This window comes from Hyphomicrobiales bacterium, from assembly GCA_002869065.1.
GTDB lineage: Bacteria > Pseudomonadota > Alphaproteobacteria > Rhizobiales > Rhodobiaceae > Rhodobium.
In genome coordinates this window covers 249,779-276,740 of the sequence record PKTR01000004.1, presented here as the reverse complement: position 1 = coordinate 276,740, position 26,962 = coordinate 249,779, and the positions used below count along the sequence as shown (strand labels likewise).

General features: G+C 63.8%; 27 protein-coding genes and 1 pseudogene. 17 read left to right on the top strand and 11 right to left on the bottom strand.

Annotated elements, in window-relative coordinates; translation table 11 throughout:
- Positions 1–130: 130 nt before the first annotated feature.
- From C0606_13720 to C0606_13705, 4 genes are all read left to right on the top strand, one after another.
- Positions 131–778: a glutathione S-transferase gene (locus tag C0606_13720; protein PLX36854.1), complete on the top strand. Its 648-nt coding sequence runs from the start codon at positions 131–133 to the stop codon at positions 776–778.
- 213 nt (positions 779–991) lie between these two features.
- A complete protein-coding gene (locus C0606_13715) occupies positions 992–2,599 on the top strand; it encodes a methylcrotonoyl-CoA carboxylase (protein ID PLX36853.1) in 1,608 nt (535 codons plus the stop codon).
- Between the two features lie 76 nt (positions 2,600–2,675).
- Positions 2,676–3,458 (top strand): lipid A phosphate methyltransferase, encoded by a 783-nt coding sequence (locus C0606_13710; protein PLX36852.1) that lies wholly within the window; start codon positions 2,676–2,678, stop codon positions 3,456–3,458.
- Positions 3,459–3,540: 82 nt separating this feature from the next.
- The gene (locus tag C0606_13705; GenBank protein PLX36851.1) at positions 3,541–4,113 is read left to right on the top strand and encodes a hypothetical protein; all 573 of its coding nucleotides are present in this window, start codon (positions 3,541–3,543) and stop codon (positions 4,111–4,113) included.
- A 13-nt stretch (positions 4,114–4,126) separates the two neighbouring features.
- On the opposite strand, the gene C0606_13700 is transcribed toward C0606_13705, so the two are convergent.
- A complete protein-coding gene (locus C0606_13700) occupies positions 4,127–4,657 on the bottom strand; it encodes a hypothetical protein (protein ID PLX36850.1) in 531 nt (176 codons plus the stop codon).
- Between the two features lie 336 nt (positions 4,658–4,993).
- On the opposite strand from C0606_13700, the gene C0606_13695 reads away from it, so the two are divergent.
- Positions 4,994–6,379, top strand: a complete 1,386-nt coding sequence (locus C0606_13695) for an L-serine ammonia-lyase (protein PLX36849.1) — start codon at positions 4,994–4,996, stop codon at positions 6,377–6,379.
- 85 nt (positions 6,380–6,464) lie between these two features.
- On the opposite strand, the gene C0606_13690 is transcribed toward C0606_13695, so the two are convergent.
- Positions 6,465–6,809 carry a transcriptional regulator gene (locus tag C0606_13690; GenBank protein ID PLX36848.1) on the bottom strand — a complete coding sequence of 115 codons (345 nt, stop codon included), beginning with the start codon at positions 6,807–6,809 and terminating at the stop codon, positions 6,465–6,467.
- Between the two features lie 291 nt (positions 6,810–7,100).
- Between C0606_13690 and C0606_13685 the strand changes: the two genes are divergently transcribed.
- The 3 genes from C0606_13685 (at position 7,101) to C0606_13675 (ending at position 10,591) form a co-directional block, all read left to right on the top strand.
- Positions 7,101–7,442 carry a DUF2147 domain-containing protein gene (locus C0606_13685; GenBank protein ID PLX36945.1) on the top strand — a complete coding sequence of 114 codons (342 nt, stop codon included), beginning with the start codon at positions 7,101–7,103 and terminating at the stop codon, positions 7,440–7,442.
- A gap of 178 nt (positions 7,443–7,620) precedes the next feature.
- Positions 7,621–8,496 (top strand): MBL fold metallo-hydrolase, encoded by an 876-nt coding sequence (locus tag C0606_13680; GenBank protein PLX36944.1) that lies wholly within the window; start codon positions 7,621–7,623, stop codon positions 8,494–8,496.
- A 142-nt stretch (positions 8,497–8,638) separates the two neighbouring features.
- Positions 8,639–10,591, top strand: a complete 1,953-nt coding sequence (locus C0606_13675; GenBank protein ID PLX36847.1) for a carbamoyl-phosphate synthase subunit L — start codon at positions 8,639–8,641, stop codon at positions 10,589–10,591.
- 22 nt (positions 10,592–10,613) lie between these two features.
- On the opposite strand, the gene C0606_13670 is transcribed toward C0606_13675, so the two are convergent.
- The gene (locus C0606_13670) at positions 10,614–10,817 is read right to left on the bottom strand and encodes a dodecin domain-containing protein (protein ID PLX36846.1); all 204 of its coding nucleotides are present in this window, start codon (positions 10,815–10,817) and stop codon (positions 10,614–10,616) included.
- A gap of 226 nt (positions 10,818–11,043) precedes the next feature.
- Here C0606_13670 and C0606_13665 point away from each other — a divergent pair, with 226 nt between their 5' ends.
- A complete protein-coding gene (locus C0606_13665; protein PLX36845.1) occupies positions 11,044–11,478 on the top strand; it encodes a DUF1489 domain-containing protein in 435 nt (144 codons plus the stop codon).
- A gap of 109 nt (positions 11,479–11,587) precedes the next feature.
- On the opposite strand, the gene C0606_13660 is transcribed toward C0606_13665, so the two are convergent.
- Positions 11,588–12,442, bottom strand: coding sequence for a pantoate--beta-alanine ligase (locus C0606_13660; GenBank protein ID PLX36844.1), 855 nt, complete (start codon positions 12,440–12,442; stop codon positions 11,588–11,590).
- Positions 12,443–12,659: 217 nt separating this feature from the next.
- Here C0606_13660 and C0606_13655 point away from each other — a divergent pair, with 217 nt between their 5' ends.
- The gene (locus C0606_13655) at positions 12,660–13,385 is read left to right on the top strand and encodes a hypothetical protein (protein ID PLX36843.1); all 726 of its coding nucleotides are present in this window, start codon (positions 12,660–12,662) and stop codon (positions 13,383–13,385) included.
- Between the two features lie 3 nt (positions 13,386–13,388).
- Complete coding sequence (locus tag C0606_13650) at positions 13,389–14,102, top strand: molecular chaperone DnaJ (protein PLX36842.1); 714 nt, start codon at positions 13,389–13,391, stop codon at positions 14,100–14,102.
- 55 nt (positions 14,103–14,157) lie between these two features.
- Here the strand turns inward: C0606_13650 and C0606_13645 are convergent, their stop codons facing one another.
- Complete coding sequence (locus C0606_13645) at positions 14,158–15,531, bottom strand: D-alanyl-D-alanine carboxypeptidase (GenBank protein PLX36943.1); 1,374 nt, start codon at positions 15,529–15,531, stop codon at positions 14,158–14,160.
- 388 nt (positions 15,532–15,919) lie between these two features.
- Between C0606_13645 and C0606_13640 the strand changes: the two genes are divergently transcribed.
- From C0606_13640 to clpA, 3 genes are all read left to right on the top strand, one after another.
- On the top strand, positions 15,920–16,252 hold the full coding sequence (locus C0606_13640; GenBank protein PLX36841.1) for a Phasin: 333 nt from the start codon (positions 15,920–15,922) through the stop codon (positions 16,250–16,252).
- A gap of 275 nt (positions 16,253–16,527) precedes the next feature.
- Positions 16,528–16,881 carry an ATP-dependent Clp protease adapter ClpS gene (locus C0606_13635; protein PLX36840.1) on the top strand — a complete coding sequence of 118 codons (354 nt, stop codon included), beginning with the start codon at positions 16,528–16,530 and terminating at the stop codon, positions 16,879–16,881.
- Positions 16,882–16,890: 9 nt separating this feature from the next.
- Entirely contained in the window at positions 16,891–19,287 is a 2,397-nt protein-coding gene (gene clpA, locus C0606_13630) for an ATP-dependent Clp protease ATP-binding subunit ClpA (protein ID PLX36839.1), read from the top strand.
- A 356-nt stretch (positions 19,288–19,643) separates the two neighbouring features.
- On the opposite strand, the pseudogene C0606_13625 reads toward clpA, so the two are convergent.
- Positions 19,644–19,766 (bottom strand): annotated as a pseudogene (locus tag C0606_13625) (calcium-binding protein).
- A 249-nt stretch (positions 19,767–20,015) separates the two neighbouring features.
- On the opposite strand from C0606_13625, the gene C0606_13620 reads away from it, so the two are divergent.
- The gene (locus tag C0606_13620) at positions 20,016–20,750 is read left to right on the top strand and encodes an AzlC family protein (protein ID PLX36838.1); all 735 of its coding nucleotides are present in this window, start codon (positions 20,016–20,018) and stop codon (positions 20,748–20,750) included.
- Positions 20,747–21,085 (top strand): branched-chain amino acid transport, encoded by a 339-nt coding sequence (locus C0606_13615; GenBank protein ID PLX36837.1) that lies wholly within the window; start codon positions 20,747–20,749, stop codon positions 21,083–21,085. Before C0606_13620 ends, C0606_13615 begins: the two co-directional genes overlap by 4 nt.
- Positions 21,086–21,162: 77 nt before the next feature.
- Here the strand turns inward: C0606_13615 and C0606_13610 are convergent, their stop codons facing one another.
- From C0606_13610 to C0606_13595, 4 genes are all read right to left on the bottom strand, one after another.
- Entirely contained in the window at positions 21,163–21,582 is a 420-nt protein-coding gene (locus tag C0606_13610) for an HIT family protein (protein PLX36836.1), read from the bottom strand.
- 121 nt (positions 21,583–21,703) lie between these two features.
- Positions 21,704–23,062, bottom strand: a complete 1,359-nt coding sequence (locus tag C0606_13605) for a GNAT family N-acetyltransferase (GenBank protein PLX36835.1) — start codon at positions 23,060–23,062, stop codon at positions 21,704–21,706.
- Between the two features lie 78 nt (positions 23,063–23,140).
- Positions 23,141–23,902, bottom strand: coding sequence for a glycerophosphodiester phosphodiesterase (locus tag C0606_13600; protein PLX36834.1), 762 nt, complete (start codon positions 23,900–23,902; stop codon positions 23,141–23,143).
- A gap of 9 nt (positions 23,903–23,911) precedes the next feature.
- Complete coding sequence (locus C0606_13595) at positions 23,912–24,376, bottom strand: hypothetical protein (protein ID PLX36833.1); 465 nt, start codon at positions 24,374–24,376, stop codon at positions 23,912–23,914.
- Between the two features lie 313 nt (positions 24,377–24,689).
- Here C0606_13595 and C0606_13590 point away from each other — a divergent pair, with 313 nt between their 5' ends.
- Positions 24,690–25,589, top strand: coding sequence for a DUF1849 domain-containing protein (locus C0606_13590; protein PLX36832.1), 900 nt, complete (start codon positions 24,690–24,692; stop codon positions 25,587–25,589).
- A gap of 34 nt (positions 25,590–25,623) precedes the next feature.
- On the opposite strand, the gene C0606_13585 is transcribed toward C0606_13590, so the two are convergent.
- Positions 25,624–26,961, bottom strand: a complete 1,338-nt coding sequence (locus tag C0606_13585; GenBank protein ID PLX36831.1) for a DNA polymerase IV — start codon at positions 26,959–26,961, stop codon at positions 25,624–25,626.
- Between the last annotated feature and the right edge of the window lies 1 nt (position 26,962).

Below are 26,962 nucleotides of genomic sequence, written 5' to 3'. Positions count from 1 at the left end.
TTCCTGTCCAAAAGGCTGGTCAGCTTTTTGGTAAGGTGCTTTAGCGCTTGTCGTTTGCCGATGGTCCGGCCACTCTGCTGCTGTGCGAACGGATTCTGCCGTTCGGTGAACGATTGAGAGGATTGCGGCGATGTCGGAACGGACCCTGGTTATTGGTAACAAGAACTATTCGTCCTGGTCGCTGCGGCCCTGGCTCGCCATGAAGGTTCTCGGCATCGAGTTCGACGAGGTGGTCATCCCGCTCGACGAGGCCGATACCAAGGAAAAGATCCTGTCCTATTCGCCGGCCGGCAAGGTGCCGATCCTGATCGCTGGCGATCTGACCATCTGGGAAAGCCTTGCGATCATGGAATATCTGGCCGAATCGTTCCCGCAGCGGGGCGTGTGGCCGGAAGATCCGGTGTTGCGGGCCGAAGCGCGCTCGATCAGCGCGGAGATGCATGCCGGTTTCTCAGGCGTGCGGTCGCATTACCCGATGAATATCCGCAAGGATGCGATCACCCGCGAACCGACGCCGGAAGCTGCGAAGGACATCGCGCGCATCACGAAGATCTGGCGCGATTGCCTGGAAACGTCCGGCGGTCCGTTCCTGTTCGGCTCGTTCTGTGCCGCGGATGCGATGTACGCGCCGGTGGTGTACCGCTTCGAGACCTATCAGATCCCCGTCGATTCCGTCTGTCGGGCCTATATGGACGACATTCTCACCCTGCCGGTGTTCGAGAAATGGTGCGCGGCGGCGGAAGCCGAGCCGCGGATCATCGAGGCCGACGAGGTCTGAGGTTTCTTGATAAAAAACTGACGTCGGATCCGGTCGCGCATTTTGCGGTGCATCGGGGCTTTGCCTTGTCGCGCTGAAAAGGCATAGTCGCGCGCAACGACCGTTGGTCCGTATTGACGTTCGGCGGCGGTCGGCGGCGGGTGCCGCGCATGAACAATTCGCGCAAGGTCGCTAGGGCCGGGACGCGAGGCAAAACAGGGTAGGGGGCGCGTCGTGGCCATTCTTTCCACGTCGATCAATCTTCAGGCGCCGGAAACGCGGGAAAACGCGGAAGCCTGGCAGACCATCATTGCCGATCTGAGCGAGAAACGGGCACAAGCCGCGCTTGGCGGGCCGGAGCGGGCACGCAAGCGCCACCTCGATCGCGGCAAGCTGTTGCCGCGCGAGCGCGTCATGGCGCTGATCGATCCGGGCACGCCTTTCCTTGAGCTCTCGCCGCTTGCAGCGCACGGCATGTATGGCGACGCGATCCACGGCGCGGGCCTCATCACCGGTGTCGGGCGCGTGTCGGGCCGCGATTGCGTCATCGTCTGCAACGACGCCACCATCAAGGGCGGCACCTACTATCCGATGACGGTGAAGAAGCATCTGCGGGCGCAGGAGATCGCGACCGAGAACCGGCTGCCGTGCATCTATCTGGTCGATTCGGGCGGTGCGAACCTGCCGAACCAGACCGATGTGTTTCCGGACCGGGAGCATTTCGGCCGCATCTTCTACAACCAGGCGCGGATGTCGTCGGCGGGTATCCCGCAGATCGCCGTCGTCATGGGCTCGTGCACGGCGGGCGGCGCCTACGTGCCGGCGATGTCGGACGAGACCATCATCGTGCGCCGGCAGGGGACGATCTTCCTCGCCGGCCCGCCGCTGGTGAAGGCGGCGACGGGCGAAGAAGTGTCGGCGGAAGACCTCGGCGGTGCCGACGTGCATGCACGCATCTCCGGCGTTGCCGACCATTATGCGGCCGACGACACGCAAGCGCTCGCGATGGCGCGCCGGGTCGTTGCCAATCTCAACACGCAGAAGCAGAGCCAGATCCCGCTCGTCGCGCCGCGTCCGCCGCGCTTCGATCCGGCCGAACTCGAAGCCGTCGTGCCGGTCGATCTTAAAAAGCAGTACGACGCGCGCGAGGTCATCGCCCGCCTCGTCGACGACAGCGAGTTCGACGAGTTCAAGGCGCTCTACGGCACGACGCTGGTTACCGGCTTCGCCCATATCGAGGGTATTCCGGTCGGCATTCTGGCCAACAACGGCATCCTGTTTTCAGAATCCGCCCAGAAGGGCGCGCATTTCGTCGAGCTGTGCAGCCAGCGCAAGATCCCGCTCCTGTTCCTGCAGAACATCACCGGCTTCATGGTCGGGCGCGAGCATGAGGCGGGCGGTATCGCCAAGGACGGCGCCAAGATGGTGATGGCGGTCGCCTGCGCCAACGTGCCGAAAATCACCGTCATTGTCGGCGGCTCCTATGGCGCCGGCAATTACGGCATGTGCGGCCGTGCCTACAGCCCGCGCTTCATGTTCATGTGGCCGAACGCGCGCATCTCGGTGATGGGCGGCGAACAGGCCGCGAGCGTGCTCGCGACCGTCAAACGCGACAACATCGAAGCCGATGGCGGGAGCTGGAGCGTCGAGGAAGAGGCCACCTTCAAGGCGCCGATCCGCGAGAAGTACGAGGAAGAGGGGCATCCATACCACGCCACCGCGCGGCTGTGGGATGACGGCATCATCACGCCGTCGGAAACCCGCCGGGTGCTCGGCCTTGCCTTCTCCGCGGCGCTCAACGCGCCGATCCAGAATACGAATTTCGGCGTATTTCGCATGTAACCAGTCCTCCCGGGTGACCGGCAATGCCGCCTGTCAGCCGCCTGTCAGCTTGCTGCCGCTATGAGCGGGGCACTAAATGTCAGGGAAGGGCGTTTTCATGCGTATTGCCGATCGGCTTGCCGCGGATGGCGGATTTCTGTTTCGTTGGCGCAGCTTCGTGCCGCTGGTCTTGATTCCGCTCTTTGTGCTGGCGATGGGCGAAAGCAGCGCGCTGCTGGCCGTGATCGGCAACAAGGGCGAGCACATTCTCTATTGGATCGGGCTGGCGATTTCGTTTCTCGGTCTCGCTGTTCGCTGGGTTACCGTCGGCTTCGTTCCGGCGGGAACATCAGGGCGTAACACCCGCGAACAGCGCGCCGATGTGCTCAACACCACCGGCGTCTATTCGGTCGTGCGCAACCCACTCTATGTCGGCAATTTCCTCGCCATGTTCGGGTTGACCGTGGTCACCGGCGTGTGGTGGTTGGCACTGCTTCTGGTGTTCGCCTACTGGGTCTATATCGAGCGCGTGATCGCCGCCGAGGAAGCCTTTCTGGTCGAAAAGTTCGGCAAGCCCTATCTCGACTGGTGTGCGGTGACACCGGCGTTTCTGCCGACTTTCTCGAAGTGGCAGCCGACGGATGCCGGGTTTTCGTTCCGCACCGTGCTGAAGCGCGAATATAACGGGGTTCTTGCCGTGCTCGCGGCCTTCTTCGCCTATGATCTCCTGACCGACCTTGTGGTGCGGGGCGAACCCTTTACCGAATGGTTCGACGAAGACTGGCCGTGGATCGTCCTGCTGGTGGTCGGGCTCGTCGTCTTCGTGACGCTGCGCACGCTGAAGAAGTCGACCCGGGTCCTGCACGTCGAAGGCCGCTGAGGGTAACCAGCGCTGTGTCCGGCGGCTCTCATTCCAATCACGGCTTGCACTTTCGCGCTCGACCCGGTTATGCAGTGCCGACTTGAATTGCGCAGGAGAGTGCCTGGTGGCCGGTCGACTGTTCTTCACTTCCGATACCCATTTCGGCGATCCGAACGTTCTGCGGATCCGCAAGCGGCCGTTCGCGTCTGTCGGCGATATGGACGAGTTGCTGATCAACAACTGGAACGAGACCGTGGCGCCGGACGATACGGTCTATCACCTCGGCGATTTCTCGCACCGGACCTGCTTCGAGGCGGCGGACTATATCCGCAAGCTCAATGGCCGCCTCCATCTGGTGCGCGGCAATCATGACGACGTGCTGGTGGAGGTGGCCGGCGGGCTGTTCGAATCCGTCTCGCTGATGGAAGAGGTCGACTGGCAGGGCTGGCGCTTCGTGCTGTTGCACTATCCGATGCGCGACTGGGCCAACGCGGTGCGCGGCGCCTGCCACCTTTACGGCCACGTGCACGGCCGGCTCGACGATCACCCGATCGGGCGCAGCCTCGATGTCGGCGTCGAATCGCACGACTACCGCCCGGTCTCGGTCGAGGCCGTGGTGTCGATCCTCGAGGATCGGCCGCAGCATTCGCGCGGCACGCCGCCGATGCTTTGAGGTTGGTTGGGGTTTAGCCCTTCTTGCCGCCCTGCGCCGTGCCCTTGGCGATCAGCGAGGCGATGACCGGGCCGCGCATGGCAAAGACCGCAAGCGCGGCGGCCATGCCGGCGAGGCCGTACATGGTCTGACCGGACATCAGTCCGGCACCGGACAGGCCGAGCGCCGCCACCAGCAGGAAATTCGATCCGTTCCACACCAGCCGCGCCTTCTTTGAGGCCGGGTCGTTCGGCACCTCGACGGCAAGCCCGGTGTTCTTCCAGGCAATCATTCCGCCGCGCACGACGTGGCCGCGATTGCCGGAGATGCGGGCGAGCTTCGGCGCCGTCGAATTGGTGCGCGCGCCGGAATGGCAGATAAACAGCGCCTTGGTCTTTTTCGGCAGCGGCAGCGCTTCTTCACCGAGTGTCGACAGCGGCTTGATCATGGCGCCGGGAATGCGTTCGCGGGCGATCTCATGGGCCTCGCGAACGTCGACGATGATGGCGTGTTTCTTTTCGACCATGCGGGCGGCGTCGGCGGCGGAAATTTCCGTCAGGCTCATCGGGCGATCCGTTCGTTGTTGGTCCGGCGGCGTCGGCCGGGCCAGCGTTGGCGACAGGTTTTCCGCCTTATATCAGCAAAATTGCATTTGCGAAGGGGCCGGGTGAGCCCGTCGCCTGGCAATGCTTCGCGGTTCGTCACCTATGCGGGGGGCGGGGTGGTTTCCGGTTCCGGTTTCTGAAAAGCTCGGTGTTTCGTGTGCAGCGCTACTCGCGGTCATGCCGCGAATGCGCGTTGGCGCGTCGTCGCTGGGAAAGACGGTGGCGGGTTCGGCGGTTAGCGGTGAATGATATGCCTGTGAGGGCAGGCGTAACGGCAGTGCAGACAGGACGGTTGCATGTTTTTGTCGGTGTTCGAATTGTTCAAGATCGGGGTCGGCCCGTCGTCGTCGCACACGGTTGGGCCGATGGTGGCCGCGCAGCGGTTCCTGTCCTCGGTCTCGGCGAATTGCCCGGGAAAGACCGGCCGCGTGCAAATCCGCCTGCATGGCTCGCTAGCCTATACCGGCGAGGGTCATGGCACCGACCGGGCGTTGATTCTCGGCCTTGCCGGCGAAAAACCCGACACCGTCGATCCGGCGCGCATGGACGACATCGTCGCGGCTGTGAAGGGTGACAAGACCATCGACGCGGGCGGTGTGACGCTTGCCTTCGATCCCGATCAGGACATCGTCTTCGACTATGGGCCGCCGCTGCCGGGCCACGCCAACGGCATGGCGTTTTCGCTTGTCGGGGAAGACGGGGCGTCGCTGTACGCCCGTGTCTATTACTCGGTTGGTGGCGGCTTCGTCGTCAGCGGCGAGGAGCTCGACGGGCTCGGCGAGGACCAGTCGCCGGTAACGCACGAGACCTCGGTGCCGTATCCGTTCGCCAGCGCGCGCGAGATGCTCGACATGGGCGCGCGTTCCGGGCACTCGATTGCCGACATGAAGATGGCCAACGAAAGCGCGCGGCGCCCGGAAGAGGATATCATCGATGGCCTCGACCGTATCTGGGCGACGATGAGCGGCTGTATCGAGCGCGGGCTGGCCCGCACCGGCGTTCTGCCCGGCGGTCTCAACGTGCGGCGGCGGGCTCGCGAGATCCACGCCCAGCTTCTCGGTGAGGCCTATGCCAACGATCGCTTCGCGCACACGGTGATGGACTGGCTCGGCGTCTACGCGATGGCGGTCAACGAGGAAAACGCCGCGGGCGGTCAGGTGGTGACGGCGCCGACCAATGGCGCGGCGGGCGTGATCCCTGCCGTCATCCGCTACTATCTCGATCACTGCAACGGCGCCGATCAGGCGGGGGTGCGGACCTTCCTGCTGACAGCCGCCGCCGTTGGCGGCATCATCAAGCACAACGCCTCGATATCCGGCGCCGAGGTCGGCTGTCAGGGCGAAGTGGGGTCGGCGGCGGCGATGGCGGCGGCCGGGCTGACGGCGGTGCTCGGCGGCACCAACATGCAGATCGAGAATGCGGCCGAGATCGCGCTCGAACATCACCTCGGCATGACCTGCGATCCGATCAAGGGGCTGGTCCAGGTGCCATGCATCGAGCGCAATGCGCTCGGCGCGGTCAAGGCGGTGACGGCGTCGTCGCTGGCGCTGCGCGGCGATGGCACGCACTTCGTGCCGCTCGACCACTGCATCGAGACGATGCGGCAGACCGGCATCGATATGAGCGAGAAGTACAAGGAGACCTCGACCGGCGGGCTGGCGGCGAGCGTCATCGAGTGCTGACGTTCCGCGAGTGCGGCTGAAACGAAAAACGCTCCCGCCGCGGCTGCGGTCGGGAGCGTTCGAACTTTCGCTGAAAAGCGGTCGGTCAGGCGTTGCCGGCTTCCGGCATGCCCGGGGCGCCGCAATAGATGTCCTTCAGCAACATCAGGATGCGGCCGGCGTCGGCATCGTCGACGCGATAGAACAGGGTCTGCGCGTCGCGGCGGTACGAGACGAGACCTTCCTGGCGCATCTTGGCGAGGTGCTGGGAGAGGGCGGACTGCGACAGGCCGACCGAGTCGGCCAGCGTGCCGACGCTTGCTTCGCCGGCTTCAGCCAGGCGACACAGGATCATCAGGCGCTTTTCATTGGCGAGCAATTTCATCATCCGGGCCGCGTCTTCGGCCCGGTCTTCAAATCCCACCATCGGTTCCAGTTCAACCACCGCCATCTTCCCGCTCCGTTTGTTTTCTCTTCGGAAAATTAGTTTGTCCTCATATATCCGTCAAGGAATGGCAAAATGAAGACAGCAACAAAATACGGAAATTCGTACCTGCCAAATCACCGATCGCAACTCAGATTTTTCACAAAACGCGCATTCGTTTCTGCGGGGAATGGGCGCGGAGCGAAAACCGTGTAATTCTCCCTGATCATGCTGAGCCGCGACGGATACCGGGTTTCCATCGACTTCAGCAGCGACGACACCCGCGTGCGAGCGGGGCAAAAATATCGGGAGGACAATATGATACGGGGTTTGATCGTGGCCGGCGCGTTGCTCGCCGGTGTTGCCATGCCGGCGATTGCGGCCGAGCCGATCGAGGGCAACTGGCGGACGCAGGCCGGCTCCAAAGCCGAAATCAAGCGCTGCGGCGGGTCGTTCTGCGTGACGCTGAAATCGGGCGCGCATGCCGGAAAGCGCATCGGAAAGATGTCGGGATCGGGTGCGAAGTATTCGGGTGAGATTACTGATCCGAAGGACGACAAGACTTACAGCGGGTCTGCCAAAGTGTCCGGCGATTCGCTGAAGATGAAGGGTTGCGTGATGGCGGTCTTCTGCAAGACGCAGACCTGGAAGCGCCTCTAGGGCGCGCAGACCCCGCGCAGTTTCGTCTGCCGGCAAAGCAAGGCCCTGCGGGCTCCGCGGGGCCTTTTGTGTTCGACCCCGCGGCGCGTTTCGTCGCGGTGCGCCTTGGAAAAACAAACCGCTCCCATATATGCCACCGGGAACCAAGACCTATCACTGGTGGAAAGGTGAGAATTTCATGCCGAACAACACCGGATTTGCGATGCGCGCGTTTTTCGACGAAGCGACCAACACCGTCAGCTATCTCGTCTGGGACAGCGAAAGCCGCCGCGCGGCGGTGATCGATCCCGTGCTCGACTTCGACAACCGCTCGGGTAAGGCCTCGACAACTGCCGCCGACCGGGTGCTGGAGGCCGTTGCCGAGGAAGGCCTGACGGTGGACTGGGTGCTCGAAACCCACGCCCACGCCGACCATTTGTCCGGCGCGCCCTACATCAAGGCCAAGACCGGCGCGCGGATCGGTATCGGCGAGCGCATCCGCGAGGTACAGAAGATCTTTCGGCCGATCTTCAACCTGACCGACATGACGGTGGACGGCAGCCAGTTCGATCAGCTCTTCTCCGATGGTGAGACGTTTTCGATCGGCGGGCTGACGGTTGAGGTGATCGCGACGCCGGGCCATACGCCGGCCTGCATCTCGTACCGCATCGGCGATGCGGTGTTCGTTGGCGATACGCTGTTCATGCCGGATTTCGGCACCGCGCGGGCGGACTTCCCCGGCGGCGATGCACGCACGCTCTTCCAGTCCATCAAGCGTCTCCTGTCGCTGCCGCCGGAAACGCGGCTGTTCATGTGCCACGACTACAAGGCGCCGGGGCGTGACGAATTTGCCTGGGAAACGACGGTCGCGGCGGAGCGGGCGGAAAACGTCCACGTCAATGACGCGATCAGCGAAGACGAGTTCGTCGCCATGCGCGAGACGCGCGATTCCGGTCTTGCCGTGCCGCTGCTCCTGCTGCCGTCGATCCAGGTCAATATTCGCGCCGGGCAGCTTCCGAAAGCCGAGGATAACGGCGTGCGCTACCTCAAGCTTCCGGTCGAACTGGCTTCGTAAGGAAGCGCCCCGAATGCCGTCTTCCCGCAAAATTGCGGGGAGGGGTGCGCTCAGCCGTTGATCGCATCGTTGCGGGATCGTATCGATAGAGCCCGGTGTCGCGGCATCCGCCGCGCACCCTGTCATGCATACGGGGTCTTCGATGGCGCTTCTCACTTCCGTCCTGGTTGCCAATCGCGGTGAAATCGCCGTGCGCGTCATGCGCACCGCCAAGCGTCTCGGGATGCGCACCATCGCGGTCTATTCCGACGCGGATGCAGATGCGCCGCATGTCCGCTTCGCCGACGAGGCGGTGGCGATCGGCCCGGCGCCGGCGACCGAATCCTATCTGGTCAAGGAGAAGATCCTCGCGGCTGCCAAGGCGACGGGGGTCGACTGCATCCATCCGGGCTACGGCTTCCTTTCCGAGAACGCCGAGTTTGCCGAGGCCTGCGCCGCGGCCGGTATCGTTTTCGTTGGCCCGCCGGCGGACGCCATTCGCAAGATGGGTCTGAAGGACCGCGCCAAGGCGATCATGGCCGACGCGGATGTGCCGGTGGTGCCGGGCTATCACGGCGAGCGGCAGGAGCCGGCCTTCCTGAAACAGAAGGCCTACGAGATTGGCTATCCGGTGCTCATCAAGGCCGTTGCCGGCGGTGGCGGCAAGGGTATGCGCCGTATCGACAAGGCGGTCGAGTTCGAGGCCGCGCTCGAAGCCGCGCAGCGCGAGGCGCGCAATGCCTTCGGCGATGAGCGTGTGCTGATCGAGAAATTCGTCGCCGCGCCGCGCCATGTCGAAGTGCAGGTGTTCGCCGACGGTCATGGCAATGCGGTGCATCTGTTCGAGCGCGACTGCTCGCTGCAGCGGCGCCACCAGAAGGTGGTTGAGGAAGCGCCCGCGCCGGGGATGAGCGCGGAGATGCGCTCGGTGATGGGCGAGGCGGCGGTGGCGGCGGCCAAGGCGGTCGGCTATGTCGGCGCCGGCACGGTCGAGTTCATCGTCGACGGCAGCGAGGGGCTGCGTACCGACCGCTTCTGGTTCATGGAAATGAATACCCGCTTGCAGGTCGAGCATCCGGTGACGGAAGCGATCACCGGCGTCGATCTGGTCGAGTGGCAGCTTCGCGTGGCCTCAGGTGAGTCCCTGCCGAAGGCGCAGGACGAACTGCAGCTTTCCGGCCATGCGGTCGAGGTGCGGCTCTACGCGGAAGACCCGGACACGGGCTTCCTGCCGTCGTCGGGCCGGCTCGATGTGCTGCGCCTGCCGGACGATCTGGCGCGCGTCGACTCCGGCGTCGTCGAGGGCGGCGTGGTGTCGCCGTTCTACGATCCGATGATTGCCAAGATCATCACCCACGGCGCCACCCGGGGCGAAGCGCTCGACAAGCTGGCGGCCGCGCTAGCCGAGACGGTTGTGGCGGGTCCGAAATCCAATCTCGGCTTCCTGCGCGCGGTGCTGCGGCACCCGCATGTGCGCGATGGCGGCTTCGACACCGGTCTGGTCGATCGAGAGATCGGCGCGCTGACTGACGGCGGCGTCGGCGATGCGGCAATTGCGGCGGCAGCCTCAGCGCTGCTGCGGACCGGCGATGCGCCGGCCGGCGGCTGGAACGACCCGTTCGAGGCCAATGACGGCTTCCAGCTTGGCGGCGTGCGCGACATTGGCCGCACGTTGATCGTCGAGGGTGAGCCGCTCGAGGTTCGGCTGGTGTGGAATGGCGGACAGTTTTCGGTCGGGCTCGGCGAGACAAGCAGCTCGGACGCGGCGACGGGGTCTGTCGCGCTGTGCGGCGATGTTGCCTATGCGCTCGAAGATGGGCGGGCGGTGCGTGTCGCACTCGAGGATGCGCTGACCCGCAAGGCGGAAGGCGAGGACGAGCATGGCCATGTGCGTGCGCCGATGCACGGCAAGGTGATCGCCGTCTTCGTCGAAGAAGGCCAGACGGTTGCTGCCGGCGACCGGCTGTTCATCGTTGAGGCGATGAAGATGGAGCACGTCGTCGTCGCGCCGGGGCCGGGCATCGTCGCGGCCGTGCTGGCGGGCGAGGGCGATCAGGTCGATGACGGCGCCGAGGTCGTGACGCTTGCCGATATCGAGGACGAGGCTGCCGCGTAAATCGCTGCGTGACGGACCGGGGCTAGTCCTTAAGGACGAAGGTCAGCTTCATGTTGACCCGCCATTCGTCGATCTTGCCGTCCTTGCAGGTCACCTTGATGTCCTGAACCCACGCGCCCTCGATGTTGTCGAGCGTTCGGTTGGCGCGGTCGATGCCGGTATCGATGGCATCCTCGATGCTCTTGGTCGACGACGAGGTGATTTCGGTAACGCGGGCAATCGACATTCCGTCCGTCCTTCCGTTTCCGACCGGTTTCGACCGTGCGAGTCGACCGGAGATCAAGCTGCTCCAGGGCAATACGCGCATTCCTACAGAAAATCGGGGCACTTTCAAAATACGACGCTTGGACTAGTCGCCCGCGAAAATGCTCACGGTCACGGCATCGCGCGTAGCTGTGGATAGCGTGCCGCGAGGTTTGACCGGATCGACGGAAAGCCGCAAAACTCCCCTCATGGCCCTGCACCTGATCAAGCTTTGCGTTGGCGCGGAGAGCGTCGAGGATCTTCACGACTGGATTGAAGACCGCCGGCGGCTTGCCGAAGCGACCGGGCGTCCGTTCGAGCAGATCCACACCACGCGGATGATGCCGAAACGGCGCGAGGAGTTGCTCGACGGCGGCTCGCTCTATTGGGTGATCAAGGGTGCGGTGCAGGCGCGCCAGCGCATTCTTGATATCCGATCGGTCACCGGCGAGGACGGCATCTCGCGCTGTCAGCTCGTGTTCGAACCGACCGTGCAGTTGACCGCGATCCAGCCGCGGAGGCCGTTTCAGGGTTGGCGCTATCTGCAGGAAAAGGACGTGCCGGCCGATATCCTCGAGCGGCCCGGCGACGAGGCGATGCCGGAGGACATGCGGCGGGACCTTTCCGAGCTCGGGCTGCTCTAGAGCATTCTGCGTTCGAGTTGAATCGCCGAAATGCTCTATCCCTTTGTTTAGTTGCATCTTTGTCGACGCCAATTGTTCCAATTGGCTGCACGATGCTCTAGCCGCGCCGTTACACGCCGATATTGTCGATCAGCCGCGTCTTGCCGAGCCAGGCGGCGACGAGCAGGCGCATCGGCAAATCCTTGTCCGCGTCCAGGTCGATCGCCTGCAGGGTCTCGGCGTGGCGCAGTTCGAGATAGTCGAGGCGGAAACCGGCTTCTGAAATGGCCGCCCGTGCGGCCTTCAAGGCGGTCTCGGCGGAGCCGCCGGCGCGAATCGTGTCGGCCACCGCGCGTAGTTCGACGTTCAGGCGGGCGGCGGTCACGCGATCCGCGCTCGACAAATAGGCGTTGCGCGACGACATGGCGAGGCCGTCATCCTCGCGCACCGTTTCAATTGCGAGGATTTCGGTCGGGATGTTGAGGTCGCGTACCATCTGGCGCACGACGAGGAGCTGCTGATAGTCCTTCTCGCCGAACAGCGCGATGTCGGGCAATGCCGACAGGAGCAGCTTGGCGACGACGACGGCAACGCCGGAAAAGAAATGCGGCCGGTAGTCGGTCTCGAGACCGAGCGCGGGGCCCTTCACCGTGATGCCGGTGGCGAAATCCGGGCGGTACATTTCCGCCGCGTTGGGCGCGAAAACCGCGTCGACGCCGTAGGGCAGCATCTTGGCGACATCGTCGTCGAAGGTGCGTGGATAGGAGTCGAAATCCTCGGTCGGCGCGAACTGGGTCGGATTGACGAAGATCGAGACGATGACCTTCTGGGCGCGATTGCGGGCTTCCTCGATCAGTTTCAAATGGCCGGCATGTAGCGCGCCCATCGTCGGGACAAGGGCAACGGTCTTGCCGTCGCTGCGCCAGATCGAAACCCGGCGGCGGAGATCGTCCACCGTGGAAGCGATAGCGGGGTAAGCGGTCATTGGGCGCGCTCTCATGCCTGACTGTCAAAAGGTGCGGGACCCTATCACTCTGCTCAGTTTCCGCCAATTCGCTGAAAGCATAGACTTTGCCCTTCATTCACTTCGTGGCCGCGAGGGCGGCTCGCGGCGTTGCGATTTTTCCCGGCAGGGCCACATTATGGGGCAGTGCGCCGTGCCCGGCGCGTTCGGCGGCATGAGGAAAGGGAACACAGGCGGCATGTCGAAAGACAAGACACCGGCAAAGCCGACGGCGGGAGGTGCGCTCGCCGGGCGGTCGAGCGACTCCGAGATCGACGCGTTTCTGCAAAAGGCGCAGACGCTGACCCCGCCCGCGCAGGGGCAGGGGCGGCTGATCTTCGCGCTCGATGCGACGATGAGCCGGCAGCCGACCTGGGATCGCGCCTGTTCGCTGCAGGGTCAGATGTTCGAAGAGGCGGCGGCCATCGGTGGGCTCGACGTCCAACTCGTCTATTTCCGCGGCTTCGGCGAGTGCCGGTCGAGCAAATGGGTGCGCAACGCCAAGGCGCTGGCTGGGCTGATGACGCAAATCGATTGTCGCGGCGGACACACGCAGATCCGCAAGGTGCTGGCGCATGCGCTTTCCGAGACGCGCAAGGAAAAGGTCAGCGCGCTCATCTATGTCGGCGACTGCATGGAAGAGGATGTCGACGATCTGGCGCAGAAGGCCGGAGAACTCGGCATGCTCGGCGTGCCGGTGTTCCTGTTTCAGGATGGCGGCGATCCGGAGGCTGAAGCGGCGTTTCGCGAAATCGCCCGGCTTAGCAAGGGCGCCTATTGCCGGCTCGATGCGGGCTCGGCACACAGGCTTGGCGAGTTGCTGCGGGCGGTGGCTGCCTATGCTGCGGGCGGGCGCAAAGCGCTGACGGCGCTGTCGAACCAGGGCAAGGGCGAGGCCCGCCTGTTGCTCGAACAGATGCGGTAGACGATGGCGCGGATCATTCTCATCCTTGGCGGCATCGTGCTGCTTCTCATTCTGGCGCAGGCGTTCCTCAAGGCCAATCCGGCGGTTCTGGCCAAACGGCTGAAGATCGGCGGCGGGATTGCGCTTCTCGGGATTGCGGCCGGGCTTGCCGCGATCGGGCGCTGGGCGATTGCCGCGCCGCTTGGTGCGTTCGGCCTGTCGGTGCTCGGCTCGTCGGGAATGAGCGGCTTCGGCTGGCGCGGGCAACGCACGGCGGGCAGTTCATCGCAGGTGCGTTCGGACCATCTCGAGATGGAACTCGACCATGACAGCGGGGAGATGCGCGGGCGCGTTCTGAGCGGCCCTTACCACGGCCGCGATCTCGACTCGCTCAGCTTCGGCGAGGCGATCGACCTTTGGCGATCATTCGTCAACGAGGAGCGCAGCCGCGTCCTCCTGGAAACCTATCTGGACCGCCGGCAGGCCGACTGGCGTGAACACGTCGAGGATGATGCGGGTCCGCGGACGGGCGGTGCGGCGGGTTCTGGCGGCATGACAGAGAAGGAGGCCTACGAGATCCTTGGGATTTCGCCGGGCGCCGGGGAGGCGGAAATTCGGGCTGCGCACCGAAGGCTTATGAAGCTTGTCCACCCCGACCACGGCGGAACGAGTGCTCTGGCTGCCCGGATCAACGAGGCGAAGGAACGTCTTCTTCGTCGACATGATACTCCCCACTAACGCATATGCTTACACGGGCCGGCCGGTACCCTTTCCGGCCGACCGAAACTGATCACTACTGGTGGAACGGAAAGCAGGCATAGCTCTTCCGCTTGAGTTTGGCGCAGGCCGACTTGGCCGCTCCCTTGCTGTCGAAGCCGGCGAAGCGGGCGCGGTACAGCGTGGTGCCGCCCTTTTTCACCGTTTCGGTGTATGAGGTCCGGCGCTTGAGCAGCGAGCCGGTGTCACGGGCCGCGCGCTTCATCAGCGACAGCGCGTCGTCATGGTTCGGAAGGGCGCCGATCTGGATCTGCCATCCGTCCGGAATGTCCGGCGTCGCGTTGGCGATCGCCTGCGGCGCGGCCTTTGGTGCCGGCGCCGGTTCGGAAGGCCCATTGTGGGCACCAATCGACACCTTGGTGGTCCTGACCGATTTGATGGTGACGGAACCGGTGGTTGCCGGCGCGCGGCGCGGTGTGACCGAAGCGGTGACCAGTTCGAAGTCCGGCTTCGCGGCAGGACGCGGCGCACCGGATTTCGGCAGCGCGACGAACTGGCGTGTCGGCGACGAGCTGTGGCGCGCGATCATGTCGGTGCGGCCGCGCGTACCGGCCTTCGGCAGATACCCGTTGATGAGCTGGGTCATGTGCGCATTGCGCGAGCGGCCCGTCTTGCCACCCATGACGACGGCGACGATGTGGCGCTTGCCGCGCTTGACCGAGCTGACGAGGTTGAAACCCGATGCGCGTGTGTAGCCGGTCTTGATGCCGTCGACACCCTTCACCCGGCCGAGCAGGCGGTTGTGGTTGCCGTAGCGGCGGCCGCGATACTTGAACGAGCGCGTCGCGAAGTAGCGATAATATTTCGGATGGTGCTGCTGCAGGGCACGGCCAAGGGTGGCCATGTCGCGGGCCGTGGTTTTCTGGGCAGTGTTGGGCAGGCCGGACGCGTTGCGGAACGTGGTCCGGCTCATGCCCATGCCGCGCGCGACTGTCGTCATGCGGCGGGCAAAGGCGGATTCGGATCCGGAGATGTTTTCGGCGACGACGACGGCGACGTCGTTGGCGGATTTGGTGACGAGGGCGCGAATGGCGTCGCGGACCTGAATGGTGCTGCCGGGTTTCAGGCCGAGCTTGGAAGGGGCCTGACGCGAGGCGTATTTGGAGACCTTGAGGCGCGTCGTCATCTTCATGCGACCGGCCTTCAGCTCGTCGAACAGCACGTAGAGCGTCATCATCTTGGTCAGCGAGGCCGGATAGCGCGGGGCGTCCGCATTGCGCGAGAACAGTACCTTGCCGGTACGGGCGTCGATGACGAAAGCGGCATATTTGGAATTTGCCCGGGTTTCGGCCGGGGAGCCGAGGGTAAGGATCGATGCGAAGAGAACGACAACGACCGCCTTTACCCAACCGGACCAACCAAGGTCACGGGAAACAACGCGTTTGAACACCACTGTGATACCCTCAAACCTACCCGTGCCCGCCGCCTTTCCTGTGCGCGGACACAAATGAACTCGCAGTTTCGTCCGTTCGCCGAGGGCTGCCCAAGGTGCGCAACCACTCTATACGCGCGGCCGAACGGACCGTTTCGTTTCCTCGCGTCTTGTCTTTGCGGCCTGTCGCTCAGCGATGGCCGATTGAGGTGATTGTCTGCCGTCAGGGTTAGGAATCGGTAAATCGCAATTGCGATCTGCACGGCTTGTGATTGTGTTTCGAAGGAAATGGTGCGCTGCAAAAATTATTTGACATTTATTGTGCGGCGCATATATTGATGATCGACGCGACAAAGCGGCGGTGATCCGGACGATCCCGCGAGGCCAGATAAAAGGGGTATGTGTGATGTTTGCCGGTTTTGAAGACATGCAGAAGTTCAGCAAGGACAACGCCGAGACGGCGATGAAGAGCTTCGGCACGGTGTCCAAGGGTTTCCAGGCGATTGCCGCCGAGGTTGCCGACTACACGAAGAAGTCGTTCGAGGACAGCGCCGCGGTTGCCAACAAGGTGATGACCGCGAAGTCGCTGGACACGGTTCTCGAGGCGCAGAGCGAATATGCCAAGTCTTCCTATGAGGGCATGGTCGGCCAGATGTCCAAGATCGGCGAGATGTATGCCGATGTTGCCAAGGACTTCTACAAGCCGTTCGAAGATGCCTTCGCGAAGGCCGCGAAGTAAGCTTTTTCGGGGCGCTTTGGCCCTTTCGAAAATGCTGATCGGATTGCAGAGCCCAGCCCGTTGCGGCCGGGCTCTTGCGTTTTTGTGACCACGCAGCGGCATTTTTCGCTGTTTGATCCGTTGCACCTTTGCGCAAGGGCCTTACAATCACTCATGGTAGGCTTACATTAGACGTGAGCGGCCGTGGTCACGACCTTCCCCGAGCGGCGCAAAGGCGGCACTGGGGGTTTTGTCATTTCGGCTGGGTTTTTTAAAAGAGGACGCGATCAGGCTCGATGAGGATCGAACCGATCAGGGCGACGGCGGATCATGAAGACGGCGGCGGGGATGGCGGTTCCGGCACGGCTGTCGTCACCAAAACGCGGCCGAAGACGAAGCGGCCGAACATGTACCGCGTGTTGTTGCTGAACGACGACTACACGCCGATGGAATTTGTCGTGCACGTGCTCGAACGGTTCTTCCAGAAGAACCGGGACGAGGCCACACGGGTCATGCTGCATGTCCATCATCACGGGGTGGGGGAGTGCGGGATCTACACCTATGAGGTCGCCGAGACGAAGGTGACGCAGGTGATGGATTTCGCGCGCAAACATCAACATCCGCTGCAATGCGTGATGGAAAAGAAGTGAGGTCGATCGGTGCCGTCATTCTCCCGCAGCCTTGAGAAAGCGCTTCATCAGGCGCTTTCGCTCGCAAATGAGCGACATCAGGAATACGCCACGCTTGAGCATCTCCTGCTTGCGCTGATCGACGATCAGGACGCGGCGGCGGTGATGCGCGCGTGCAATGTCGATCTCGATCTCCTGCGCCGCAATCTCATCGAATATGTCGATGGCGAGCTGGAAAACCTCATTACCGATTCCGAGGAAGAGTCGAAGCCGACTGCCGGATTCCAGCGGGTGATCCAGCGTGCGGTGATTCATGTTCAGTCGTCGGGCCGTGAAGAGGTCACTGGCGCCAACGTGCTTGTTGCGATCTTTGCAGAGCGCGAGAGCCATGCCGCCTATTTCCTGCAGGAGCAGGACATGACCCGTTACGACGCGGTCAATTACATCAGCCACGGCATCGCCAAGCGCATGGGCATGTCCGAGGACCGCCATGTCGAAGGTATCGACGAGGAGTCGATGGAGGCCGACGAGGCGGAAGAGGGCGGCAAGAAGAAGACCGACGCGCTCGAGGCCTACTGCGTCAACCTGAACGACAAGGCGCGCAAGGGCAAGATCGACCCGCTGATTGGTCGCGATGCGGAAATCCAGCGCACGATCCAGGTGCTGTGCCGCCGCTCGAAGAACAATCCGCTCTTCGTCGGCGATCCGGGCGTTGGCAAGACGGCGATTGCCGAAGGGCTCGCACGGCGCATCGTCAACGGCGAAGTGCCGGAGGTCCTCTCCGATTCGACTGTGTTCTCGCTCGACATGGGTTCGCTGCTCGCCGGCACGCGCTACCGCGGCGATTTCGAGGAACGGCTGAAGCAGGTCATCAAGGAAATCGAGGATTATCCCGGCGCGATCATGTTCATCGACGAGATCCACACCGTGATCGGTGCGGGTGCGACGTCGGGCGGCGCGATGGATGCCTCGAATCTTCTGAAGCCGGCGCTGGCGTCGGGCACGCTGCGCTGCATCGGCTCGACGACCTACAAGGAATATCGCCAGTTCTTCGAGAAGGACCGGGCGCTGGTGCGTCGTTTCCAGAAGATCGACGTCAACGAGCCGTCGATCCCGGATGCGATCGAGATCCTCAAGGGGCTGAAGCCCTATTTCGAGGAATACCACAAGGTTCGCTACACCAATGACGCCATCAAGTCGGCGGTGGAGCTGTCGGCACGGTACATCAACGACCGCAAGCTGCCGGACAAGGCGATCGACGTGATCGACGAGACCGGTGCGTCGCTGATGCTGGTGCCGGAAGCCAAGCGGCGCAAGACCATCGGCGTCAAGGAGATCGAGGCGACGATTGCCACGATGGCGCGGATCCCGCCGAAGACGGTCACCAAGGACGACGCCGAACTGCTGGTGAATTTGCGCGAGAACCTGAAGCGGGTCGTCTACGGCCAGGATCAGGCGATCGACGCGCTGGCATCGGCGATCAAGCTCGCCCGCGCAGGGCTTCGCGAACCGGAGAAGCCGATCGGCTCCTACCTGTTCTCTGGCCCGACGGGTGTGGGCAAGACCGAGGTCGCGCGCCAGCTGTCCGAACTGCTTGGCGTCGAGCTGCTGCGTTTCGACATGTCGGAATATATGGAGCGGCACACGGTTTCACGGCTGATCGGCGCGCCTCCGGGTTATGTCGGCTTTGATCAGGGCGGTCTTTTGACCGATGGCGTCGACCAGCATCCGCATTGCGTGCTGCTGCTCGACGAAATCGAGAAGGCGCATCCGGATCTGTTCAATATCCTTCTGCAGATCATGGATCACGGCAAGCTGACCGACCACAACGGCAAGAGCGTCGATTTCCGCAATGTCATTCTCATCATGACGACCAATGCGGGCGCGGCGGATCTGGCCCGCGAGCCGATCGGGTTCGCCCGCACCAAGCGCGAAGGCGACGACGAAGAGGCGATCAACAAGCTGTTCACGCCGGAATTCCGAAACCGTCTCGACGCGATCATTCCGTTCAACACGCTGCCGGCGAGTGTCGTCCATCGTGTGGTCGAGAAGTTCGTCATGCAGCTCGAGGCGCAGCTTGCCGATCGCGGCGTGCTGTTCGAGCTGACGGACGAGGCGATCGCCTGGCTCGCCGAGAAGGGCTACGACGAGCATATGGGTGCGCGGCCACTCGGCCGGGTGATCCAGGAGCACATCAAGAAGCCGCTCGCCGACGAGGTTCTGTTCGGCAAGCTGAAGAAGGGCGGCACGGTCCGCGTTACGGTCGAGACCGGCGAGGACGGCAAGACCGGGTTGGCTCTCGAGGCAATCGAGGACACCGCCCGCCCGAACCGCGCCGACAAGGATGATGAAGACGGCGAGGATGGCGACGAGCCGAAATCGAAGGGCTCGCGCAGTCTGGTGCCGAAAGTGCCGCTCAACGACTGAGCGCGGTGCGAAGACCATTGAAATGCAAAACGGCCCGGAGAGAGATCTCCGGGCCGTTTCGTTTCCCGCCGGTGGTGATGGAGAGCGACGGAAAATCACGCATCCCTACTGAAGCGGCTCGTCAGGGGAGTGAGGGTGCCTCTCCGGTCAGGATGCGTGAAAGTGAGTCGGGTCATCGATCATTGGGCTTGCCGCCAGCCGGGACCCTTGTTGTTGAGTGCGGTCCTGCAGGCTGGCGACAGGGCGCCATAGTTGGTCGCGAGGCATTTCGGGATGGCGCCGGTGCCGTGTTTCATCCCGGGGCAGAACTTGTCGATGTCGGCCTTGCAATATTGCGACAGCCAGCCCTGGCCAGGACCGCCCATGCCTTGACCTCCCATGCCGCCCATACCCTGGCCGCCCATGCCCATGCCTTGTGCGAGGGCAGGAGAGGCGATCAGTGTGAGAATGGCGACTGCGCCGAGGGTGACGCGTTTCATTGGATGACTCCCTAGTTTGGCATTGCCGGACGCTGCTGCCGTCTCAGGCGCGGCGCCGTCCCTCTAACCGGCATACAAGGTACCAAATTGAAGCTGACCGTTTGCTGACGTCTCGACAGTTTTCGACAGGCGAATCTGCTCTGCGCGAGGCGCATGGGCCCATGTTCGCGGCGCGGGTAGTCGGCGCGGGCGCATCCGGGCTAAGGTCGCGGCTCGTTTTGCCGAATTCCGCTCCCGGATCTGTCGTCGATGTCGTCTGATAACCGTCCCTTGCCGGATGCTGCCTCGCGCTGGTTCCTGCGCGGTGTTCTGGCCGCGATCTCGGCGCCCGCCTTCATCCTGATGGCGGCGTTCGTCGGCTTTGCCGGGCTGGCGCGCGAGAGCGGCTATTCGCTCGCCGAGACGGTGGTGATGACGGCGACGATCTGGGCGTTGCCGAGCCAGGTGGTATTGATCGGTGCGATGGGGGCAGGGGCCTCCGTTCTTGCGGCCGCGCTCGCGGTCTCGCTGTCCGCGGTGCGCCTGCTGCCGATGATCGTTGCCTTCGTGCCGGTCGTTCGTGACGAAAACACCCCGCGCTGGCAGCTCTACGGCATCTCGCATTTCGTCGCGATCACCTCGTGGGTGTTTGCGATGGGCAAGCTGCCCGATGTGCCGCGCGCGGTGCGCATGCCGTATTTCTCCGGCTTCGCGCTCAGCCTGACGGCGGTCAACACGCTGGTGACGGCGATTGCCTATGTCGGCATCGAGCATCTGCCGGGGCTGCTGGCCGGCGCGCTCTTCTTCCTGATGCCGCTCTATTTCCTGATTTCGCTGTGGGGTGCCGCGCGCAACCCTATGGACAAGCTGGCGATGGCCATCGGCCTCGTGCTCGGGCCGATTTTCTTTCTCATCGCGCCGGGCTTCGATCTGCTGTGGACCGGGCTCGTCGGCGGCACGATCGCCTATCTCATCGGCCGCTTCCGCAATGGAGGCGCGGCATGAGCCTGAGCGAAACCTGGCCGCTGGCCTTTATCCTCATCGCCGGCGCGCTGCCGACCTATTTCTGGCGCTGGCTCGGCGTTCTGCTTGCGGGCAAGCTGCACGAGGATTCCGAACTGCTGAAATGGGTGAAGGCGGTGGCGACCACGCTGATCGCCGGCGTTATCGCCCGCCTGGTGCTGTTCCCCAATGGCGCGCTCGTTGAGGTGCCGCTGTGGCTGCGCATCGCGGCGATTGCAGGCGGATTTACAATCGCCTTCATGCCGCGCGGTCACATGCTCGCCGGCATCGTCGCCGGCGAGGTGTTCCTCGTCGTTGGAGCCCTGTTCTTCAGCTAACGCGTGTTCCCGAACCGAAGGTCCGCGTAAGCGAAAAGTGGGAACCGGTTTTCGGAAAAGAACTCGCGCGCAGGCAACTAGAGCGCCGCGCGGATCAGTTCGGCGTGACGCGCGAGCAGATCGTTATCGGCCATCTCGCCGGTATGGCGCTTCAGCGAAACGCCGTCGTGGCGCGGCAGTACGTGGACGTGCAGGTGGAACACCACCTGGCCGCCGGCCGGTTCGTTGAACTGCTGAACGGTGAGGCCTGGCGCGTCGAACGCCTTCATAACGGCGTGGCCGATCTTTTGCGTCGTCGCCATGACGGCGGCGAGGTCTTCGTGGGAAATATCGAGAATATTGCGCGCCGCCGCCTTCGGCAGGATCAGCGTATGGCCGTCGCAACGCGGCATGATGTCGAGCATGGCGAAGGTCTTGTCGTCCTCGTACACCTTGTGAGCGGGCAGCTCGCCGCGCAGGATCTTGGCGAAGATGTTGTTTTCGTCATAGGCGGTCATGGTCTCGTCTCCTGCTCGGCGCGGATGAGGATGCGCCGGACGGCGCTGTTGTCCAACTCGGTTACGCGCTTGCTATGGGCGCGGTCAAGGGTCGGTCTTGCATGTGCCGCGAGAAGTCCGCTCAGGCCTTCTTGAACGGCGTCATGGTCTCCAGCAGGGCGTTTTCTTCCTCCACTGCCGAGCGTTCGTGATCGAGGAAGTGCGCGACCGCTTCACGAAGGCCCGGATGGGCGATCCAGTGCGCCGAATGGGTGGTCACCGGGCGGTAGCCGCGGGCGAGCTTGTGCGGCCCCTGCGCGCCGGCTTCGACGCGGGCAAGGCCGTGTTCGATGGCGTAGTCGATGGCCTGATAGTAGCAGGCCTCGAAATGCAGGAAGGGCTGCGGATCGACGGTGCCCCAATGGCGCCCGTAGAGGGTGTTCGATCCGATGAAGTTGAGCGCGCCGGCAATCGCTTCGCCGTTGCGCCAGGCAAAGACCAGCAGGATGCGGTCGGCCATGCGCTCACCGACCAGAGAGAAGAACAGCCGGTTCAGATACGGGCGGCCCCATTTGCGCGCGCCGGTGTCCATGTAGAAGCTGTAGAAGGCGTCCCAATGGGCTTCGGTGATGTCGTTGCCGGTCACCCAGGTGATCTCCAGATCGGACTGGGCCGCGTCGCGGCGCTCGCGGCGGATGGTCTTGCGCTTGCGCGAGGCGAGCGAGGCGAGGAAGTCGTCGAAGCTGTCGTAGCCGTCGTTGAACCAGTGGAACTGCTGGTCGGTGCGGTGGAGGAAATCCTCCTCGGTCAACAGGTCGGCCTCGTCCTTCGGCAGGAAGGTGAGGTGCGCCGACGACGCCTGTAGCTGGCGGGTCGCGGCGAGGATGCCGGCGGTAAGGGCCTGTCGGCGCGCGGCGGCGTCAGGCCCGGCGCCGACGAGCAGCTTCGGCGCCGTCGCCGGTGTGAAGGGCACCGAGATCTGGAGCTTCGGGTAGTAGCGCCCGCCGGCCCGCTCGAACGCGTCGGCCCAGCCGTGATCGAAGACATATTCGCCCTGCGAATGGCCCTTCAAATAGGCCGGCACGATGCCGGCCGCTTCGCCGTCCGGGCCTTCCAGAAGCAGGTGACAGGATGCCCAGCCGGTCTCCGGCACGGCGCAACCGGCTTCCTCCAGAGACCACAGGAAATCGTGGCTGACGAAGGGATTGTAAGGCGCGCGCGCGGTCGGTTGAGAAACTGATTCAACGCTTTGCGGGTGTGAATCGGGTTGTTCAGAAAGTGATTCAACGGGCCGTGAATCTGATTCCGCTGTTTCATTTAAGTTGTTGTTTTCATTGAATTCGAAATCGGAGTTCAGACTTTGATTCAACGGCGCTTCGGGCGCGATTTCGCCGCGTGGGCCGACGCGCCAGCCGGGATTGGCAAGGGCGTCCCACGCCGTGCGATCGATCTCGGCGAGGCTTGGCAGCAGGCGGATGGTGGCGGCTTTTTCGGCGCTCATCGGGTGGCGTTCGGTCCTTGCAAAAGGGACGGAGGGTATCCGCCGTCTCCTTGAAAGGTAACGCGCTGCGAGCCAGCCTCAAGCGGCTTCAGGGTCGAAGCCTTCGAAGATCATCTGATCGGCATGGCGGGCGGCAGTTGCGCGGTCTTCGGCCGTGCGCACCGTCCAGGTCAGCAGCGGCTTGCCGAACACCTTACGCATGACCCAGGGGCCGGGCGCGGGCAGGGCCTTGACGTGGTAGGCGACGAAGTGCGGCCGGCTCCACGGCGCGTGCAGCATGTGGCGTAGCATGAAGCGCTGGAAGGCGGTGGCGTCGCCCCATTCCTCGTCCGGTTCGGTCTTTTCGGCGACGATACCGCGCGGCAGGTCAGGTGCGTTGCGGCGGAAGCCTTCGACGACGCGGGGATCGAACGACATCACGACGGCGGGGCCATCATAGGTGCGTAGCTGCGCGGCGATTGCCGGGATCAGAACCGGTGGTGTGCGAAAGTCCGACTTGATCTCGATGACGAGGCCGACGCGGCCAGCCACGCGGTCGAGCAGCTCGGCCAGTGTCGGAATATGGTCGTCGGTTCCCGAGATCCTGATCGCGTTCAGTTGGGCGGCGGTGCGGGCGGGCAACGGACCGCTTTCGTCGGTCAGCCGGTCAAGGGTGAAGTCGTGGAACACCATCGGCACGCCATCGGAGGATGCCTGCAGATCGACCTCGATGGAAAAACCACGTTCGATTGCGGCGTCGACCGCCGACAAGGTGTTCTCGACCCTCCCGGCGGCCTTGTCGTGGAAGCCGCGATGGGCGACTGGCCGTCGGGTCAGCCAGGAGATGTCGGCGAGCACCATTTGTGGGGCCTACTCGACTTCGAGGATCGCTTCGACTTCGACGGCGACGCCGAAAGGTAGCGATGCGACGCCGACGGCGGAGCGGGCGTGGCGGCCGCGGTCGCCGAGGATCTCGACCATGATGTCGGAAGCGCCGTTGATCACCTTCGGCTGGTCGCCGAAGTCCGGAGTCGAATTGACGAAGCCGACGAGTTTGACGACGCGGATGATCTTGTCGAGATCGCCAAGCGCGGCCTTGGCCTGAGCGAGAATGTTCAGCGCGCACTGGCGCGCCGCCTGCTGGCCGTCTTCGAGGCTCATGGTGTCGCCGAGTTTGCCGACGAAGCCGATGCCGTCGGGGCCGACCGGGATCTGGCCGGAGGTGAACAGGAGATCGCCGGTGCGGGTGAACGGCACGTAGCTGCCGGCGGGGGCTGCCGCCTGCGGCAGTGTGATTCCGAGTTCGACGATACGGGCTTCGGTCTGGCCGGCCATGGTGGTCTCCTTCCGGAATGGTGATGTTGGATCTGCCGTTTGGGGCTTGCCGCGACGATTGCCGAAATACGCCTGTGGGGCAACCGGTTTGACGTTTGGACGCGCGTCTTTTCATCGTTTGTGAACGGGATCTGCCGTCAACTTGCCGCTCGCCAAGGCCGGCGATTTCCGCTAGGTCGGAGGGGAGGGCGTTAGGCGATGTCGGTTAGGCCGAGTCCCGCCGGCGCCTTCCTTCCGCCCAGCTTCGGCGTTAGGCGGCCATAACAGACGGCGGGCGTTCGAACCTGTCGGGAATGAGGGAGACCGAAGCGGCATGACTATTCGCGACCTGTTTTCGCATCGGCGGTTGGCCGGGCTGGTGATCGCGACAGCGGTGCTGGTGTCTCCCGCTGCCGTTGCGGCGCAAACCCAGGCGAGCGGCATCGCCGATGCCGTCACGCGGGCCACGGTCGCGCGCGGTCTGGTGCCCCATCGGGCAGTCATCGATCTGAAACTCGTCAAGTCGACCAACGCATCGAGCGTATCCGGCCTGACCGGGCGCATGGTGTTCGAGGTCAACGGGTCGGCCTGCGAGGGTTTCACCGTCAATTTCCGATTCGTCACCCGCCTTCGTGACACGCAGGGCCAGACCCGTGTCACCGATCTTCGCACGACGACCTTCGAAGGCGGCGAGGCGGAGCGCTTCGACTTCGTCACGCAGACCTTCGTCAACGACAAGATGAGCGAGGAAACGCGCGGCTCCGTCGAGCGCGGCGACGATGACGTTGCGGCGCTTCTCACGCTGCCAGAACGCAAGCAGTTCGACCTGCCGGGCTCGATCGTGTTTCCGACGCAGCATCTCGTCGAAATGGTCTATGGTGCCAAGACCGGTGCCGGGTTCGTGTCCGCCGACCTCTATGACGGCTCGGAGGGCGGCGAAAAAGTGTTTCCGACCGCGATGGCGATCGGCCCGGCGATGACCAAGGCGGAGGATTTCAAGAGCGAGCCGGCGGCCGACGTTCCGGGCCTCAAGGGCGTCAAGCACTGGCCGGTCAGTGTCGGATACTACAATGGTGCGATCGGAATGAGCGGCGAGCAGACGCCGGTCTACGAGATGCGCTTCGTGCTTTATGAGAACGGCGTCAGCCGCAAGCTCGAGATCGACTACGGCGATTTCGTTCTGGAAGGCACGGTCACCGAGCTGACCATCCTCGACATGCAGAAGTGCGAGTAATCTCAGCGGTGTAGCTGGCCTCTCGAAGGCTTTTTCAGTCGTCTTCCCTGTCGGCGCGCGGCACCTTCTCTTGGCCGCTGCCGCCGAGCGTGAGCCCAAGCTCGACGGCGCGCTTGCCGAAGCGTCCGCGCACCGAATCCATCGCCAGCTCGGCCTTGGCGCGCCTTGTCGCGTCGATGTCGACGAGATCGGGCGGGTCGGCGCGGTCGCCATCGACGAGGTCGGCGACGCCGATGCCGATCAACCGGTAGCGCCGCCCGTTGGTCTCGCGCAGTAGCAACTCGCGGCCGACGCGGAAGATGCGGTCGGCGAGCTGCGTCGGATCCGTGAGGTGGCGGCTGCGGGTGATCTGGCGGAAATCGGCCCCCTTCAGCTTCAGCGTCACGGTGTGGCCGGCGATCTCGGCGGCCTTCAAACGGGCCGAGACCTTTTCCGACAGGCTGCGCAGATGCCGCTCGAGGCTGTGCGGATCGTCGATGTCGGTGTCGAAGGTGGTTTCGGCACTGACGCTCTTTGCCTTGGAATCGGGAGAGATGGTGCGGCTGTCCTCGCCGCGCGACAGGCGGGCTAGGCGCTGGCCGAGTGTGCCGTAGCGGCGCATCAGATCGGCCTCGTCCATCTTCTGCAGCATGCCGATATTGCGGATGCCGTCGTCGGCGAGGCGCTTCTGCATGACCCGTCCGACGCCCCAGATCATGCCGACCGGCTTGTCGGCGAGGAAGCTGCGGGCCTCGGCGGCGCCGATGACCGAAAACCCGCGCGGCTTGTCGAGATCGGAGGCGACCTTGGCGAGGAATTTGTTGGGCGCGAGCCCGATCGAGATCGTGATCCCGAGTTCGGCCTCGACGGTGCGGGCGAAACGGACCAGCGTTTCGGCGGGTGTGGCTCGGTGCAGCTTTTCGGTGCCCGACAGGTCGAGGAAGGCTTCGTCGATCGAAAGCGGTTCGACGAGCGGGGTCAGCGACTGCATCATGGCGCGCAACTCGCGTCCGACGCGGACGTATTTCTCCATGTCGGGAGTGATCACGACCGCGTCGGGGCAGGCCTCTCTGGCCTTGAACATGGGCATTGCCGAGCGCACGCCGCTGATGCGGGCGAGATAGCAGGCGGTGGCGACGACACCGCGCCGGCCACCGCCGACGATCACCGGCCTGTCTCGCAGGGACGGGTCGTCGCGTTTTTCGATGGCCGCATAAAAGGCGTCGCAATCGATATGGGCGATGGTCAGCGAATAGAGTTCCGCGTGGAAGATGAGGCGCGGGCTATGACATTTCGGGCACCGCTTCGTGGCGGGCTTCACGCGGGTCGAACAGTCGCGGCAAAGACCCTGATCTGCGCCTGGTCTGACTGCGGAAACAGCCCCTTCGGCCATG